The sequence below is a fragment of the Pseudovibrio sp. JE062 genome, assembly GCF_000156235.1.
Taxonomy (GTDB): Bacteria; Pseudomonadota; Alphaproteobacteria; order Rhizobiales; family Stappiaceae; genus Pseudovibrio.
Window position 1 is genome coordinate 122,662 of the sequence record NZ_DS996807.1, and the last position, 15,686, is coordinate 138,347.

Annotated in this window: 15 protein-coding genes; 4 read left to right on the forward strand and 11 right to left on the reverse strand. The window is 52.8% G+C overall.

What is annotated here, in order from left to right; genetic code table 11:
- Window positions 1–187 precede the first annotated feature (187 nt).
- Window positions 188–4,996 carry an NAD-glutamate dehydrogenase gene (locus PJE062_RS08085; protein WP_008548507.1) on the forward strand — a complete coding sequence of 1,603 codons (4,809 nt, stop codon included), beginning with the start codon at window positions 188–190 and terminating at the stop codon, window positions 4,994–4,996.
- A 75-nt stretch (window positions 4,997–5,071) separates the two neighbouring features.
- On the opposite strand, the gene PJE062_RS08090 is transcribed toward PJE062_RS08085, so the two are convergent.
- The 11 genes from PJE062_RS08090 to hisB form a co-directional block, all read right to left on the reverse strand.
- Window positions 5,072–5,374 (reverse strand): hypothetical protein, encoded by a 303-nt coding sequence (locus tag PJE062_RS08090; RefSeq protein ID WP_008548432.1) that lies wholly within the window; start codon window positions 5,372–5,374, stop codon window positions 5,072–5,074.
- 151 nt (window positions 5,375–5,525) lie between these two features.
- Window positions 5,526–5,783 (reverse strand): SemiSWEET family sugar transporter, encoded by a 258-nt coding sequence (locus PJE062_RS08095; protein ID WP_008548548.1) that lies wholly within the window; start codon window positions 5,781–5,783, stop codon window positions 5,526–5,528.
- 167 nt (window positions 5,784–5,950) lie between these two features.
- The gene (locus PJE062_RS08100) at window positions 5,951–6,730 is read right to left on the reverse strand and encodes a GNAT family N-acetyltransferase (RefSeq protein ID WP_008548709.1); all 780 of its coding nucleotides are present in this window, start codon (window positions 6,728–6,730) and stop codon (window positions 5,951–5,953) included.
- A 94-nt stretch (window positions 6,731–6,824) separates the two neighbouring features.
- Entirely contained in the window at window positions 6,825–7,787 is a 963-nt protein-coding gene (locus tag PJE062_RS08105; RefSeq protein WP_008548335.1) for a hypothetical protein, read from the reverse strand.
- 325 nt (window positions 7,788–8,112) lie between these two features.
- On the reverse strand, window positions 8,113–9,078 hold the full coding sequence (coaA, locus tag PJE062_RS08110) for a type I pantothenate kinase (protein ID WP_008548706.1): 966 nt from the start codon (window positions 9,076–9,078) through the stop codon (window positions 8,113–8,115).
- 54 nt (window positions 9,079–9,132) lie between these two features.
- Complete coding sequence (locus PJE062_RS08115; RefSeq protein ID WP_008548771.1) at window positions 9,133–9,456, reverse strand: phosphoribosyl-ATP diphosphatase; 324 nt, start codon at window positions 9,454–9,456, stop codon at window positions 9,133–9,135.
- A 54-nt stretch (window positions 9,457–9,510) separates the two neighbouring features.
- The gene (hisF, locus tag PJE062_RS08120; RefSeq protein WP_008548610.1) at window positions 9,511–10,290 is read right to left on the reverse strand and encodes an imidazole glycerol phosphate synthase subunit HisF; all 780 of its coding nucleotides are present in this window, start codon (window positions 10,288–10,290) and stop codon (window positions 9,511–9,513) included.
- Window positions 10,287–11,030 (reverse strand): 1-(5-phosphoribosyl)-5-[(5-phosphoribosylamino)methylideneamino]imidazole-4-carboxamide isomerase, encoded by a 744-nt coding sequence (gene hisA, locus PJE062_RS08125; RefSeq protein ID WP_008548661.1) that lies wholly within the window; start codon window positions 11,028–11,030, stop codon window positions 10,287–10,289. Before hisA ends, hisF begins: the two co-directional genes overlap by 4 nt.
- Window positions 11,031–11,075: 45 nt before the next feature.
- Window positions 11,076–11,729, reverse strand: coding sequence for an imidazole glycerol phosphate synthase subunit HisH (gene hisH, locus PJE062_RS08130; RefSeq protein WP_008548690.1), 654 nt, complete (start codon window positions 11,727–11,729; stop codon window positions 11,076–11,078).
- 13 nt (window positions 11,730–11,742) lie between these two features.
- Complete coding sequence (locus PJE062_RS08135) at window positions 11,743–12,216, reverse strand: DUF2628 domain-containing protein (protein ID WP_037036377.1); 474 nt, start codon at window positions 12,214–12,216, stop codon at window positions 11,743–11,745.
- 35 nt (window positions 12,217–12,251) lie between these two features.
- Entirely contained in the window at window positions 12,252–12,845 is a 594-nt protein-coding gene (gene hisB, locus PJE062_RS08140) for an imidazoleglycerol-phosphate dehydratase HisB (protein WP_008548769.1), read from the reverse strand.
- A 306-nt stretch (window positions 12,846–13,151) separates the two neighbouring features.
- Between hisB and pyrF the strand changes: the two genes are divergently transcribed.
- From pyrF to pcp, 3 genes are all read left to right on the forward strand, one after another.
- Window positions 13,152–13,868, forward strand: coding sequence for an orotidine-5'-phosphate decarboxylase (gene pyrF / locus PJE062_RS08145; RefSeq protein WP_008548301.1), 717 nt, complete (start codon window positions 13,152–13,154; stop codon window positions 13,866–13,868).
- Window positions 13,869–13,993: 125 nt separating this feature from the next.
- A complete protein-coding gene (locus tag PJE062_RS08150) occupies window positions 13,994–14,356 on the forward strand; it encodes a hypothetical protein (protein ID WP_008548543.1) in 363 nt (120 codons plus the stop codon).
- 152 nt (window positions 14,357–14,508) lie between these two features.
- Window positions 14,509–15,177 carry a pyroglutamyl-peptidase I gene (pcp, locus tag PJE062_RS08155; protein WP_008548244.1) on the forward strand — a complete coding sequence of 223 codons (669 nt, stop codon included), beginning with the start codon at window positions 14,509–14,511 and terminating at the stop codon, window positions 15,175–15,177.
- Window positions 15,178–15,686: the final 509 nt, after the last annotated feature.

Below are 15,686 nucleotides of genomic sequence, written 5' to 3' on the forward strand. Positions count from 1 at the left end.
AATTCCCGTATGTCGCTCACATCCGAACACATTCTACTGAAAAGGACGTTTTTACGGTGTTCTTATCGCGTTTCGCATTGAAAAATTGAACAAATGCACCTTAATAGGTTTCAAAGGCATAGGCCGCGTCCATGTGGCATGTTCGCGCAGCCTGTGCCGACTATAATGTTGGATGAGGAACGCCTGAATGTCTGGAACGACAACCGAGGCTAAAGCTGGGCTTATTGCCGATACCTGTGCACTGCTGATTGACGAAAACGAAGACGAAGCAAGGTTTGCCGAAGACCTCTTCTCTCACGCCGATGCAGAAGATCTCCTGAACTACACCCCATCAGAGCTTGCTGTTGTTTCGCAGGAAGCCTGGGCTGATTTCGCAAATCACCCACTGGGGACCCATCGAATTCGTGTTTTCAATCCGCAGCCAAATGCTGACGGCAAGCAGCTCGAAGACATCACCGTCGTTGAAATAGTCAACGATAACATGGCCTTCCTCGTATCCTCCGTAATGGGGGCAATCCAGACAGCTGGTTACGAAGTTCGCCTCGTTCTGCACCCACTCTTCGTTGTCGAGCGCGATGATGACGGTGGCCTCCAGAAATTCCACGGCACCGTTGGTCTGGGAGGACCATCCGTTCGCCGCGAAAGTCTCATCCATATTCACTTGACCCGTCTGAACTCCGATGAGGACATCAAGCAACTCGAGGAAAACCTCGATCTTGTTCTCAATGATGTTCGTCAGGCCGTGAACGACTGGCGCCCAATGCGCGACAGAATTCAGTTGGCTGTTGAGGAGTACCAGCAGGTCCGCGCAAAAGCAGACAACAAGCAGTTTGACGAAGCGATTGCTTTCCTTGAGTGGATGGCCGCTGACAACTTCACTCTTCTCGGTATTCGTGAGTTCATCTTCGACGATACCAGCGAAAACGGCGAACTTTCCCTGATCGAAGGTTCTGGTCTGGGTATCCTGACCGATCCTAACGTCCGCGTGCTGCGCAAAGGCTCCGAGTTCGTTGTAATGACACCGGAAATCAGAGAGTTCCTGCTAAAGCCGGAACCGCTGATCATCGGCAAAGCCAACATCCGCAGCCGCGTGCACCGTCACGTGCATATGGATTATATCGGCGTCAAGCTGTTTGATGAAGAAGGCAAACTGCGCGGCGAGCTGCGAGTGGTTGGTCTCTTCACAGCAACAGCCTACACCCGGTCAACAAGCTCCATTCCTTACATTCGCCATAAGACCGCGAAGGTAATGAAGAACCACGGCTTTGATCCGGAAAGCCACAGCGGTCGCGCGCTTCGCAATATTCTGGAAGGCTATCCACGCGATGACCTGTTCCAGATTGATGTCGATACGCTCTCCAACTTCGCAGACGCTATTCTACAGCTGAATGAGCGCCCACGTGTGCGCGTTCTCTCCAGAACCGACAAGTTTGACCGCTTCGTCTCCATCATCACCTATATTCCGCGTGATCACTTCACCACGAGCATCCGTGAGCGTGTCGGCAAGTATCTGGCAAACGTCTACGAAGGCCGTCTTTCCGCTTGGTATGCAACGTTCCCGGAAGGCCCTCTGGTCCGTGTCCACTACATTGTAGGCCGTTATGTTGGTGATACGCCTCAGCCATCTCAGGCAGAGCTGGAAGCTTCCATTCAGGAAATCGTCCGCACATGGACTGACAGCCTGAGAGAAGCTCTGCGCTCCGTCTATGGCAATGCGATTTCTGGTGCGCTTCTAAAGCGCTATGGTTCTGCGTTTGATGGTGCTTATACGTCTGCAACACCAGCAGCGACCGCAACCAAAGATATCCGCCGCATCGAGCAGCTCGGTGAGAAGCGTCCTCTGGTGATCAGCTTCTACAAGCGTGAGCGTGAAGGTAAGGGCCAGATTTCTCTGCGTGCATACCATCTCAACAAACCGATTCCGCTGTCTGCCCGTGTTCCGATGCTGGAAAACCTAGGTTTCCGAGTCATCAACGAGAGAACCTACCGGATTACACCAGCGGATCGTGAGCTGAGCTACCTGCACGACACCACTCTGCATCTGGATGAGAACCGCTTCCGCAACTTCACTGAAGCGGACATCGAACGACTCGGTGCTTTGTTCCTCGCAGTCTGGAATAAACAGGCTGAAAACGATGGTTATAACGCCCTCGCACTGACCGCTGGATTGGCTTGGCGCGACATTGCGATGATCCGCGCGCTCTCCCGCTACCTGCGTCAGGCAGGAATCCTCTATTCTGAAGATTATATGTGGGGAACTCTTAACCGCTATCCACAGATCGCTCAGCAGCTGGTTCACCTGTTCCATACACGCTTCGATCCTACACTCGGAACGTTTGAACGTTCGGGTAAGGAGAGCCGTCTGATTGATGAGATTTCCGCAAGCCTGGACGAAGTAACGAGCCTGGATGACGATCGAATCCTCCGTCGTTTCCAGAACCTGATCCTCGCAACTCTGCGCACCAACTTCTTCCAGTTGGATGATGCTGGCCAGCCGAAAGCAACCTTTGCGTTCAAGCTGGACCCACACAAAGTGGAAGGTCTGCCAAAGCCTCTGCCGTACCGCGAGATCTTCGTCTACAGCCCACGCGTGGAAGGTGTTCACATGCGCTTCGGCCCAGCAGCCCGTGGTGGCCTGCGTTGGTCTGATCGCGCACAGGATTACCGCACAGAAGTGCTTGGTCTCGTGAAAGCACAGCAGGTTAAGAACGCTGTGATTGTTCCGGTTGGTGCAAAAGGTGGCTTCCTGCCGAAACAGCTTCCAAAAACTGGCAGCCGTGATGAATGGATCGCTGAAGGCACAGAAGCCTACAAGATCTTCATCTCCTCTCTGCTGGATCTGACAGATAACCTGGACGCTGACCTCATCCTGCCACCAGAGCTGATGGTTCGTCACGATCAGGATGATCCATACCTCGTTGTGGCAGCGGATAAAGGCACAGCAACCTTCTCAGACACCGCAAATGCGATCTCTGAAGACAAAGGCTTCTGGCTCGGTGATGCCTTCGCATCCGGTGGTTCCGCTGGTTATGACCATAAGAAAATGGGCATCACCGCACGTGGCGCTTGGGAAGCTGTGAAGCGTCACTTCCGTGAAATGGACCGCGACATCCAGAAAGAGCCATTCACCGCTTGTGGTGTCGGCGATATGTCTGGTGACGTATTCGGCAACGGCATGCTGCTCTCCAAAGCAACCAAGCTGGTCGCAGCCTTCGATCACCGCGATATCTTCCTCGACCCGAACCCGGATCCATCTGTGACCTGGGACGAGCGTAAGCGCATGTTCGATCTGGGCCGTTCTTCCTGGCAGGACTACAACAAGGAACTGATTTCTGAAGGCGGTGGCATCTACCCACGTTCTTCCAAGTCTATTCCTCTGTCCATTCAGGTTCAGAAGATGCTCGGCGTCAATAAGGCAAAAGCATCTCCTCAGGAGGTTATGACGGCCATTCTGAAGATGAAGGCAGACCTGCTGTGGTTCGGTGGCATCGGCACCTACATCCGCGCATCTGATGAAAGCAACATTGAAGTGGGTGATCGTGGCAACGACTCCATCCGCATCACGGCTGCTGAAGTTGGTGCAAAGGTTATTGGTGAAGGTGCAAACCTCGGTATCACCCAGAAAGCGCGTATTGAGTTCTCACGTGCCGGTGGTCGTTGTAACTCCGACGCGATTGATAACTCCGCTGGTGTGAACTCCTCCGATATGGAAGTGAACATCAAGATTGCGCTGGGCGCTGCAGTGAAGAAGGGCACCTTGACCACTCCAGACCGCAACGTCTTGCTGGCTGATATGACAGATGAAGTTGCACAGCTGGTGCTGCGTAACAACTACCTGCAAACACTGGCAATCTCACTCTGTGATCGCCGTGGCTTGGAAGATCTTGGCTATCAGGTGCGCATGATGCGCCAGCTGGAATCTCAGGATCTGTTGGATCGTGCGGTGGAAGACCTGCCGGACGATGCAACCATCGAAGAGCGCGAGAAAGCTGGTCAGCATCTGTCCCGTCCAGAGCTGGGCGTGTTGCTGGCATACGCAAAGCTCACTCTGCATGATGAGCTGCTCGAAAGCTCTGTGCCGGATGATGCATACCTCGCGAAAGAGCTGTACCGCTACTTCCCGAAAGAGATGGCAGACACCTACTCTCAGGAAATTGAGAGCCACCGTCTGCGCCGCGAAATCATCGCGACCATGCTGGCAAACTCCATCATCAACCGTGGTGGCCCAGCATTCCTGACCCGTATCATCGACCAGACCGGCGCGTCTGTAGCTGATGTAGCGCGTGCATTCGCGGTCGTTCGTGATGCCTTCGGTCTGACACAGCTGAACGAAGAGATTGACCGTCTGGACAACACCATCTCTGGTGATCTGCAGCTGGAGCTCTACACTCTGGTTCAGGATCTGGTGCTCGGCATGGTCATCTGGTTCCTGCGCAATGTGTCCTTCGAGGATGGCCTGGAAGCAGCGATCAACCGCTTCCGCGATACGGTGAAGCGTCTGTCTCCGCGTCTGGAAACCTTCCTCTCAGAAGGTCGCGCGGAAATGCTCAAGGCGGAAACCAACCGTTTGGTAGAAGCTGGCGTTCCAATCATGATCGCAGCACGCATTGCTCGCCTGATCGGTGAAATGGTCATTCCGGATATCGTTCTGGTCTCTGAGAAAGCCAACCGTGATGTTGACGAAGTTGCAGCCTCTTACTTCCGCGTTGCTGAACACTTCAAGTTCGGCGCGATTGAAGAGCTGGCTCGTGAGTTTGTCATTCGTGACTACTACGACGGTCTGGCACTCGACCGCTCCCGTTCGATCCTTGCAAACGCACTGCGTGATCTGGCAGCTCAGGCTCTTGAAGACGAAAAAGGCTTCGACGGCTGGCTGGAGCGCAACGCAGGCAAAGCGGAAAGAACACAGCAGGCAACCAGCGAAATTCTGGAGAAGAACCTGTCGGTTTCCAAGTTCTCCGTTGCAGCTGGCATGCTGGCAGAGTTGGCAAACTAAGCTTCGCAAAAAGCTCAAAACAAAACCCCGGTGCAGCCCTCTGCACCGGGGTTTTCTTTACTGAAACCAGAGCACTCAGCTCTTGGCGTTTTTCTCTTTTTCCATGGCCAAACGCATCTCAAGGTCAGAGATATGCTTCATGGCTGCTTTCTTATCTTCTTCGGAAGAGGCTGCGCGGTACTTCTCGCGTGCTGCAGCTATATCGTGGGTCAATTGCACTTCACGAGGGGCAGCAGCGCGATCAAGCACGCTCTTTTGAACGCCCTCGACGCGTTCTTCTTCGACCTTTGTTCCTGATTTCGAACGGAGCGCTTCCAACTGCGCTTTCAGTTCTTGTTGGGCGGCGGCGTTCTTGTTGTTTTTATTGAGGTCGAACATGCTGGTTCCTTCTTGAGTGTCAAAACATATCCTCCCGATAGATATGAATTTAAACCAGCGTCTCTGTCTATTGCGTCCCGAAAGGTGTGCTGAACCTGCTCTTAATGGAGCACACCTCTATCTAATCAATTCCAATCTTTCTGCCCCAATCTTACTTGTAGATCAGCTTGGCCGTCACAATAGCTCCGACGGCGATAATGGAGATGACGTTGCCGACAACAAGCGGCCAGGCGGCGGTCATGATGCCATAGATAAACCAGAGCAATACAGTGCTCAGCACAAGTAGGTTCGCCGCTAGAGAGAGATCTTTTGTCTCGCGTGTCTTCCACGTTTTCAAAGTCTGCGGAAGCCAGCACAATGTGCCGATAATGGCCGCGAGATAGCCAATGTAATCTGCATAAACAAGCATAGGAAATATCGCATTCAGAAGTGTATCAAAGAAAAGCTTAGGTAGGTGCTGGTGAGACTAGCACAGCAAAAAAGCGAGCGTAATAGGTCCTTTTGCGGCAAGTGCACGCACAAAAAAGCCTCGGGATTGCCCGAGGCTTCATCATCTCGCAGACTGCGAAACCGCTGCTAGAACACCCGTGTCTCTTCACGCGCAATCAGCTCACTCAAGGTCTTGATGCGTGCGCCATCTTCTTTGAAGTTCGCAGGAGAAAGCCACTTCTCGAAGGACGCACGAAGTACCGGCCATTCACTATCCAAAACAGAGAACCAAGCCGTATCAAGGTTTTTGCCTTTCACGACAGAGGCCTGACGTAATGTGCCTTCGTAGCTGAAACCAAGACGAACCGCAGCCTTACGGGAAACCTTGTTCAGGGCGTTACAGCGCCATTCATAACGACGGTAGCCCCATTTATCGAACACCCGCTGCATCATCAAAAACATCGCTTCAGTACCACCGCACTTGCGTTGCAGCAGAGGGGAGAAGTGAATGTGTCCAACTTCGATGCTGCCAGTCTCTGGCACAATGTTCATGTAGCTGGCGATACCGAGCGCTTTTCCACCTTCCTGCTCAATAATGGCAAAGGCGAACGGATCATTTCCTGTCGCAAGCTCTTTAACGTAAGCCTCAAAGCTCTCGAAATCAGGAAACGGGCCTTCATCCAGATAGGTCCAGTTCCGGCCTTCAGTGTCTACGCTGAAGGCTTCATAAAGGTCTTCTGCATGCTTGGCTGGGTCCAGTCGCTCCAATCGGCAGAAGTGACCAACCATGGTCTCATCTGTCGGCTGCTTGGCTGAAGTCCAGTCAGACATATCATCACCGACAACCTGCCCCAGTTCGTTCTGGTTTTGAGAAGGATCTTTTTCAGCCTTCTCTACTGATTTCAGTGCAGCTAGATATGCAAGCATTTTAAAGCTCCTCGGAATGTCCCGGTCTGGAAAGTTTACAACACCAAAATGACAAGACCCCGACCTCTCGGTCAGGGTTCGTCATCAAGGTTGATTACAGGCGTTCAGAAGGATCGTTCTTTCTCACCAGAGAAGCAGATCCCTTCGTATCGTCATCATCGTCTCTCCTCGATGATGTAAACGCCCAGAAACTCCGTTTGATGTCACCTTTGGCAAAGCAGTCATAAAAATCTCGCCGCCCGTACATCGAGTTCTTGCTACAGCCATATCCATACCAGTAGCAGGTGTCGCTCTTCTTCACCTCGATGTGGCCGTGGCGGTTCCGTTTATCGCGATCGTAAACGCAGATAGAACCGTCTGGAGCGCGGTCTGGGCTGCTAACGCGCAAGCGCTTGAAGCCATACTTAGGCAGCGCTTTGATTGCCATGTAAGCTGATCCACCTGGAATATAGGTATCTACAAGCCCTTCGGAAAGAAGGTGCTTCTTCACATAGCGGTAGCAGTAGGTCATGCCGCGGCGACGGCGGGCAGAACGAACACCGCCAGAACTGGCTGCCAACACGGCGCTGGCATAGCCCATGTAGCTGTCTTCTTCGCTACCGGCGATTTTGTTGGCCTCATCGCGGCTCAGTGTAGCCACTTCAGTCAATGCGTATTTGGAAAAATCTGCTTTGGAAACGTAAATATCAGAGGCAATGTCGCCGTCTTCTTCAGGCTGATCAACGCCAAGGCGAACCAGCTCACCCTTGGTAGCGTCTGTTGCCCAGTCCAGAACACTCAACTGAGCGCCAACGGGCAGGATCTGCTGTAGAGAAGCGCCAACTGTTCCGTCATCTGCCGCTGTCCAGCCCTTTGCAAGAATTGGCTTGGCGACATTGTAGTTGCCGGAGGTGGTCATCTTGTTTTGCGGAAGAGTATCTTCGCCGGAAACCAGTGAAACTGGCTCCTCTGGCAAGGATAGTTCACCAAAAGAAGCGTTTGGTCCTGCAGCCACTGCAGTCGTGAGAACCAGAAAACTAAACCCTGCATACGCGGATACTTTTGCAAGCTGTAGCATAATCCCTCCGAAAGCCTTTTTAGGCACAGCAGCACCGGTTCCCGCGCGCGTTGCAGCACGAGATTACTGAAAGATGGCAATAGGAAACAGTCGAGGCGCTCACGCGCTTCGTGGTTCATGCCAGTCTGATGATGGTGCGCAGCTGTCGTTTTACTGACGCAAGCTCCTGCTGGGGGGCATCTCGCACGCCGGCAGGCAAAATGTCCGGCAAGCCTTCACAAGGAAAGCCCGCAGGCACTCAGCGCTCAAACAAATGCAATACAGGCTGGCGCCTGCCTCTTGGTGCCAGTCTGTCAGTCAGCGATGTAAGAGCGCGTTTGCTCGTTTAGATCTTGCGCAGCGCCACTGTCTCGATGCTGTGGTCTGTACCCTTTGTCAGGATCAGATCAGCGCGTGGTCGCGTCGGCAAGATGTTCTGGCGAAGGTTCTCCAGATTGATGTTCTGCCAAAGGTCCTTCGCGATCTCTTGCGCCTTATCATTCGAAATTGTGGAAAATTTATGGAAATATGAACCTGGATCGCGGAACGCGGTCTCACGCAGACGCATGAAACGCTCCAGATACCAGCGTTGCAGCACTTGCTCTTCCGCATCAATGTAGATGGAAAAGTCAAAGAAATCAGAGACAAAGGGCACGGCTTTTGCCGCTTTCGGCTGGTGAGATGTCTGCAAAACGTTCAGCCCTTCGACAATCAAAATGTCTGGCTGTTCGACTGTGACATGCTGTCCCGGCATCACATCATAGAAGAAATGAGAGTAAATCGGGGCGCGCACTTCACGCTCCCCACCCTTGATGTCGGTCAGGAATTTTAGCAGGGCAGAACGGTCATAGCTCTCCGGAAAACCCTTCCGGCGCATCAGTCCTTCTGCTTCCAGAATAGAGTTCGGGTACAGAAAACCATCTGTCGTAATCAGGTCCACCTTCGGGCTGGCTGGCCAGCGCGAAAGGAGTGCCTGCAAAAGACGGGCAGTGGTGGATTTGCCGACAGACACTGAGCCCGCAATGCCGATGATGAACGGCGTACGGGTTAGCTGCATGCCCAAAAAGCGCTTCGTCGCAAACTGAAGGCTCTGGGAAGCTTCCACATAATAGGCAAGCAGACGTGAAAGGGGCAGGTAAATATTCTTCACCTGCTCCAGAGACACAAAGTCATTGAGCGATTGCAGGTCTTCAATTTCCTGCACGCTCAACGTCATCGGCGTGTCTGCACGTAAAGACGCCCATTCAGTCTCTGTAAACACAGAGTAGGGAGACAGATCCAGTTCCTGAACTGGAGCGAGTTCTTTATGCATAGCGTTAGCGCTCAAGGCCCGTCGTGCCTCCCACTTCGCATGACAAGAAGAAACCTAGCCGTCCGTACGGGAGGCTTTTTCTTCCAGTCCGGTTTGTCCGGTGCGTGCTGCAAGCTTTGCTAGAACTTCGTCCAGCGCCACATCGGAAACCTTCAAAACAACAAGTAGGTGATAAAGCAGGTCAGCTGCTTCAGAAGCAACGCCTTCCTTATCACGCTCTACAGCCGCAATCGCAGTTTCAACGGCTTCTTCTCCAAGCTTCTGTGCACACTTGGAAACGCCCTTGGAAATGAGCTTACGGGTATAAGACAGTTCATCATCACTGTTCGCACGTGCAGCAATGATAGCCTCTAGGTCCGAAAGGGTAAAATTGGTCATTTGACTAGCCTTGTTGAGGCCGCTTCAGGATTACTTTCAATACCTGAGCGAAATTTACTTATCCAGACGCATAGGAATTCCAGCATCTGCCATGTGTTGCTTGGCTTCTTCAATACTGTAAGTCCCAAAGTGGAAGATCGAAGCAGCAAGTACAGCAGTCGCGTGCCCATCACGGACACCTTCAACCAGATGATCCAGAGTTCCAACCCCACCGGAAGCAATCACCGGTACATGTACAGCATCCGCAATTGCACGGGTAAGCGGCAAATTGTAGCCCTCTTGCGTGCCATCACGGTCCATGGAGGTCACCAGCAGCTCACCAGCGCCCAAGTCCACGGCTTTCTTGGCAAACTCCACCGCATCAATGCCCGTTGGTGTACGGCCACCATGGGTGAAGATTTCGAAGCGCTCAGGCTCACCTTCGGCAGAAACACGCTTAGCGTCGATGCTGACAACAATGCACTGGCTGCCGAACTTCTGTGCTGCTTCCCGAATAAACTCAGGATTTTTCACCGCTGCAGTGTTGATTGAAACTTTGTCTGCACCCGCATTCAGCAGCTTGCGAATGTCTTCCACGGTGCGCACACCGCCGCCAACAGTCACCGGCATAAAGCAGGCTTCCGCGGTGCGTTGCACAACATCATAGATCGTATCGCGGTTATCGCTGGAGGCCGTGATGTCAAGGAACGTCAGCTCATCAGCACCCGCCGCATCATAGGCTTTCGCTGCCTCAACTGGGTCACCAGCGTCGATCAGGTCAACAAAGTTGACGCCTTTCACGACACGGCCATCCTTCACATCAAGGCATGGAATAATACGTGCCTTCAGGGTCATGCGAGGCCCTCCCGGCTCTTCTTGATCAGATCAAGAGCTTCAGCAGGATCAAGGCGACCGTCATACAGCGCACGGCCAGAGATCGCACCTTCCAGAATATCGCAATCAGGCTGAATCAGACGCTCAATGTCCTTGATGTCTGCAAGGCCACCAGAAGCGATGATTGGAATGCTCACAGCATTAGCCAGTTCCAGGGTGCTCTCGATGTTCAGGCCCTTCAGAACGCCGTCACGATCAATGTCCGTGTAGATGATGGCTGCAACACCAGCATCTTCAAACTGTTTCGCCAGCTCAATCACGGTCAGCTCAGAAGTCTCTGCCCAGCCTTCAACGGCAACCTTGCCGCCTTTGGCATCGATGCCAACGGCAATGCGATCCGGATACTTCTTGCAAGCTTCCTTCACCAGCTCAGGATCGCGCAGAGCAACGGTGCCGAGAATGACGCGCGCAACGCCTTTCGCCAGCCAGTTGTCGATGTGCTCCATGGTGCGGATGCCGCCGCCCAGCTGAACCGGATTGCTGGTGTTGGCAAGGATCGCATCAACAGCCTCGCCGTTTTTGCTCTCACCTGCGAACGCACCGTCCAGATCAACAACGTGCAGCCATTCAAAACCCTGATCCTGAAACGCCTTCGCTTGCGCACCTGGATCATCGTTGAACACGGTTGCCTGATCCATGTCGCCCAGTTTCAAACGAACGCACTGGCCGCCTTTAAGGTCAATCGCTGGAAAAATAATCATAATTCTGTCCTTGGACTTGTCTGTGTCACTGAAAGCGGGCAGCCGTTACGGCGCCCAGCTCAGGAAATTGGAAATCAGGGAAAGGCCGAGCTTCTGGCTCTTTTCAGGGTGAAACTGCGTGCCGACGATGTTGTCTCGTCCCACCATCGCAGTGAACTCACCCGCATAGTCAAAGCTTGCCAAACGGTGTGCAGAGTTGGCAGTAGCAAAGTGATAGGAATGCACGAAGTAAGCGTGCAGGCCATCACTGCCGGTTTTGATACCTTCAAGAACCGGGTGCTCATCACCAGTCACGTTGATGGTGTTCCAACCCATGTGAGGAATTTTTAGCTCAGGATTAGCTGGCTTCATCGCGGTCACATCACCGCTGATCCAGTCCAGCCCTTCAGCTTTCTCAAACTCAAGCCCGCGGGTTGCCAGCAGCTGCATGCCAACGCAAATGCCCATGAACGGCTTGCCCTTAGTCAGCACAGCTTCCGCCAGCGCCTCTTCCATGCCATCAACAGCCTGCAGGCCGCGGCGACAATCCGCAAACGCGCCAACGCCCGGCAGCACAATGCGGTCAGCCTTGGCGACAACGGTTGGATCCGAAGTCACCGTCACCTCATGAGTATGATGATGGTTATGGGCTGCATGCTCAAACGCTTTTGCCGCGGAGCGCAAGTTGCCAGAACCATAATCAATAATTGCCACACTCATGAAGGAACTCCTGTTATCGCTTGAGTGTCATTCCAACGACATCTGTGTCGCTGGTTTGTGGAGCCTGAGGCCCCTGTGGAGGCCGCGCTTCGCCTTTGCGACGGGAAACACGGTCGAAGAAACGGATTTCTGCCTCATCCAGATTGGAGGCAGTGATGAAACCGACGGTCTGCCAGTTCTTGCGGCGCAGGCTCCAGCTTTTCAGGAACCCGGCTTCCATCGCAAAGAACAGCGTAGCAAGCACGGTGATAAAACCGCCTGTAGTCGAGCCAAAGGCATCGGCGACAAACACCAATGCAATGATCGCGGCCAGATAGCCAAGGAAGACCAGCCACATGCGGTTATAGAGAGACCAGAGGAGGGGGAAGAGCATCGCCCACCACGAAAAGCCGTCTTTCACGAATTTGATGTTTCGTGCGTCCTCGTCCTTCAGGTGGTCAAGAGAAACCCCTGGTTCGGTCATGACATAATAGACAGCCAATTGCATTCTCCATAACTGGTAGAGCTGCGGGCCGAAAAAGGTTAGCCGCCAAGCTGACCTTTCGTCGTCGGCACGCGTCCACTCTGGCGTGGATCTGGTTCGATAGCTGTGCGTACTGTACGCGCAACCGCTTTAAAGCATGTTTCCGCAATATGATGGCAGTTGGTGCCATAAAGGTTTGCAATGTGCAGAGTGAAACCTGCATTCATGGCAAACGCACGGAAGAACTCTTCAAAAAGCTCAACATCAAACGTGCCAACCTTGTCCCGTGGGAAGTCCACCTGCCAGACAAGGAAAGGACGACCGGAAACATCCAGTGCCACACGGGTCAGGGCTTCATCCATCGCCAGATGCGTATCTGCATAGCGGGTGATGCCGCTCATATCGCCAAGCGCTTCTTTAAACGCCTGTCCCAGAGCAATGCCCACATCCTCTGTGGTGTGGTGGTCGTCAATATGGGTGTCACCATCTGCGCGAATGGTCATGTCCACGAGCGAATGTCGGGAAAGCTGTTCCAACATATGATCAAAGAAACCAACACCGGTCTTGATGTCATACTTGCCTGTGCCATCCAGATTGATGGAAACAGAGATCGTCGTTTCTTTAGTGCCGCGGGCAATAGTGGCCTGACGCATGGGATGTCCCTTGATAAGTTTATAGCCCTTATACTCATGCAAAACCCCTGCACAAGCATTTAAAGACGCGCCGTTTTAACAGGCTAAGGGATCGCTGCAAATACCCAAAGATGAAAAAGCTAGGATCTGCTACTCCCTCTGGTATTTCTCGGCACAAACTGTTAGGAACTGGGCCGTTTGCAGCGTATTCCCGAAAAGTGATTTCGGTTTTCGGATGAGAATACGCTTGAGAAATGAGGATGAAGCAGTTCACGTCCATCGCATTAAAAGCAAACGGCTTTATCCGGCAGATATTTGGAGCCTCGCATGTCTTATCGCCCAGCAAATGCAGTCGATCGCCTGATCCTCCCTCTGGATGTTCCAACAGTTGATGAAGCGCGTGAGCTCGTCAAGAAGACACAAGGGCTTGTCGGCACTTACAAAATCGGCATGCAGCTCCAGTTTGCAGGTGGCCTGCAGTTCGCGGAAGAGCTGGCCAAAGAAGGACACTCCATCTTTCTTGATGTAAAGCTGCTGGATATCGACAACACCATCACCAGCGCAGTGAAAAACGTCGCAAAAATGGGCATGAAGTTCATGACCATCCATGCGTACCCGAAAAACATGCGTGCAGCGGTGAAGGCACTGGAAGAAGTTGGCAACAAAGACCTCTGCCTGCTGGGTGTCACCGTCCTCACGTCCATGGACGAGCAGGACGTAAAAGACGCTGGCTATGTCGGCCCAACTGCAAACCTTGTCGAACAGCGCGCGCTTGATGCAGTTGAAGCTGGCGTTGGCGGTATTGTCTGCTCTCCGGTGGAATCTGCTGCAATGCGTGCAAAGGTTGGCGACAAGCTTTGCATCGTGACGCCGGGTGTCCGTCCGAAAGGCTCCGATGCTGGCGACCAGCGCCGCATCATGACCCCATACGATGCCATCAAAGCAGGGTCCGACTACCTCGTCATCGGCCGCCCAATCTACCGTGCAGAAGACCCCCGCGCCGCAGCCGAAGCTGTAGTCGCTGAAATCGAGAGCGCTTTGTAGGGGAGTGGCCTCATTACCTCGGTACATATGCAGATGTAAATCTCGGGGATTGCATCTGTGTATGAGCCTTTCATGATGCCTGTTGCTGGCATTTACGCTGGGCTCAAAGACAGAGGTGTTGGGATATGACTGAGGCAATGGCACGGCAGAAGCATGCTTACTGCGAAATGGAAAACACGAGCAACTACGATGCTACGATCATCGGAGCTTCCGCTTACAATGGATCCTTCGTGGAAACCATCTCGAAGATACCTGCTCACAGCAGTAAAAGTGCATTTAGCTTAGCCGGAGATTCAAACAACAAAATTCAAGCAATGATCCGATATCAGTTAGCTGATCAAGGTGAGTTTTGGGTCTGTGTAACAACCGCTGAACATGGATTAAATAATCGTCCTGTTGTTGTGAACTGGCTCAAGAACATAAATGTAGATGTTACGACCTGGAGTGGCGCCGACGATCTCTCCTTTACGGTGAAAATTGCATCTTAAGCATCGGTTTCAGACATACGATCTATATTATAGCGAGTTGTAAGAAGCCTGATCTGCTTGCAACTCGCTCCATCTGTCTTTGTCTCTTGAACAAAGACTTAAGCTGCTCCCGATACTGATGGTGGAACACAGTGAGAAGGAGCAGGCATCCCATGGACACCATTCTCATCACCGGCTTCGGCGCTTATGCCAACACGCCGACCAATCCCGCTGAAAAACTGGCACTGGCGTTGGATGGCGAAGAGATCGCAGGCGCAAAGATTGTCTCCCGCATTGTCTCCGGGGCGTATTTCCGCTGCATTGAAGAGACTGTCGCCGCCATGGAAGAGCTGAAACCCAGCGCTGTCCTCATGCTGGGCGAGTACGGTGGCCGCTCCATGATCACGCTGGAACGTCTAGCGCAAAACCTAAATGATTGTGCGCGTTACGACGTCACTGATACCGCAGGCGTCACGCTTCAAGGAGAACTGACGGTGCCTGATGGCCCGGTTGGTTACTACGCCACAGTTCCCCTTAGAGCCATGACACAGGCTATGCGGGATGCTGGAGTGCCAACGGATATCTCAGATTCAGCTGCCACCTTCTGCTGCAATCACCTCATGTATGGCATCCTGCACCACATTGCAGAAAACAAACTTCCCATCCGCGCAGGCTGGGTGCATCTGCCCCATCTGCCTGAAGTCGCCGCCATGATCCAAAATCTCGGTGCACCAAGCATGTCCGTGGATACGCTGGTAAAAGGCATGCGGGCTGGAATTGAGGCGTTACAGGCAAATCAGGAAGATCAGAACATCAACATCATCTCCAAGATGCTGATTTAAAAAGAGATACCTGCTCGAGGATATAAGGCGCCTTAGTAAGAAGCGGTGCCTTTCAACACTTATCCAAGCCATCTGACGGCGAGTTCAGCAGATGTGATCGCATCTGGTTGTGCTTTGCGAACTGCGCAACTTATCTAAGCGAATTCGAGGGATGCCTTGACGCTGCGCCTTCACACCCACGTTATGAAGCCGGTACAAAGCACGCCCATTCAGTGTACTTCACGCCTTTGTGTCTCGTAGAGAACAGTTTCTGCCCACATTCCCGTTCATAGTGATCAATAGAACTTCCTGCCTCAAAAGCGGGGAGCTCTTAGGAGAATGTTCGACATTTTTCGCTATCATAGAAACAAAACGATGGGATGGTCAGTCTTGCAGAATATGACACCTCAAACACTCATGAATAAGATTGCATCGGATGGCGGCATGGATGCTCTCGTCTTTAACAAAGACGCGAGTGTACGATGAACGCTGACGATATCGAGATCCACATGCGGGCCTGTGATAGCGCC

What these genes read in the sequence shown, in the direction of transcription:
- pcp (WP_008548244.1), top strand. Translation starts at nt 14,509, where the DNA reads ATGGACACCATTCTCATCACCGGCTTCGGCGCTTATGCCAACACGCCG.
- coaA (WP_008548706.1), bottom strand. Translation starts at nt 9,078, where the DNA reads ATGCATAAAGAACTCGCTCCAGTTCAGGAACTGGATCTGTCTCCCTAC.
- hisB (WP_008548769.1), bottom strand. Translation starts at nt 12,845, where the DNA reads ATGCGTCAGGCCACTATTGCCCGCGGCACTAAAGAAACGACGATCTCT.
- PJE062_RS08105 (WP_008548335.1), bottom strand. Translation starts at nt 7,787, where the DNA reads ATGCTACAGCTTGCAAAAGTATCCGCGTATGCAGGGTTTAGTTTTCTG.
- hisH (WP_008548690.1), bottom strand. Translation starts at nt 11,729, where the DNA reads ATGAGTGTGGCAATTATTGATTATGGTTCTGGCAACTTGCGCTCCGCG.
- PJE062_RS08085 (WP_008548507.1), top strand. Translation starts at nt 188, where the DNA reads ATGTCTGGAACGACAACCGAGGCTAAAGCTGGGCTTATTGCCGATACC.
- PJE062_RS08100 (WP_008548709.1), bottom strand. Translation starts at nt 6,730, where the DNA reads ATGCTTGCATATCTAGCTGCACTGAAATCAGTAGAGAAGGCTGAAAAA.
- PJE062_RS08115 (WP_008548771.1), bottom strand. Translation starts at nt 9,456, where the DNA reads ATGACCAATTTTACCCTTTCGGACCTAGAGGCTATCATTGCTGCACGT.
- PJE062_RS08135 (WP_037036377.1), bottom strand. Translation starts at nt 12,216, where the DNA reads ATGCAATTGGCTGTCTATTATGTCATGACCGAACCAGGGGTTTCTCTT.
- PJE062_RS08095 (WP_008548548.1), bottom strand. Translation starts at nt 5,783, where the DNA reads ATGCTTGTTTATGCAGATTACATTGGCTATCTCGCGGCCATTATCGGC.
- pyrF (WP_008548301.1), top strand. Translation starts at nt 13,152, where the DNA reads ATGTCTTATCGCCCAGCAAATGCAGTCGATCGCCTGATCCTCCCTCTG.
- PJE062_RS08150 (WP_008548543.1), top strand. Translation starts at nt 13,994, where the DNA reads ATGACTGAGGCAATGGCACGGCAGAAGCATGCTTACTGCGAAATGGAA.
- hisA (WP_008548661.1), bottom strand. Translation starts at nt 11,030, where the DNA reads ATGATTATTTTTCCAGCGATTGACCTTAAAGGCGGCCAGTGCGTTCGT.
- hisF (WP_008548610.1), bottom strand. Translation starts at nt 10,290, where the DNA reads ATGACCCTGAAGGCACGTATTATTCCATGCCTTGATGTGAAGGATGGC.
- PJE062_RS08090 (WP_008548432.1), bottom strand. Translation starts at nt 5,374, where the DNA reads ATGTTCGACCTCAATAAAAACAACAAGAACGCCGCCGCCCAACAAGAA.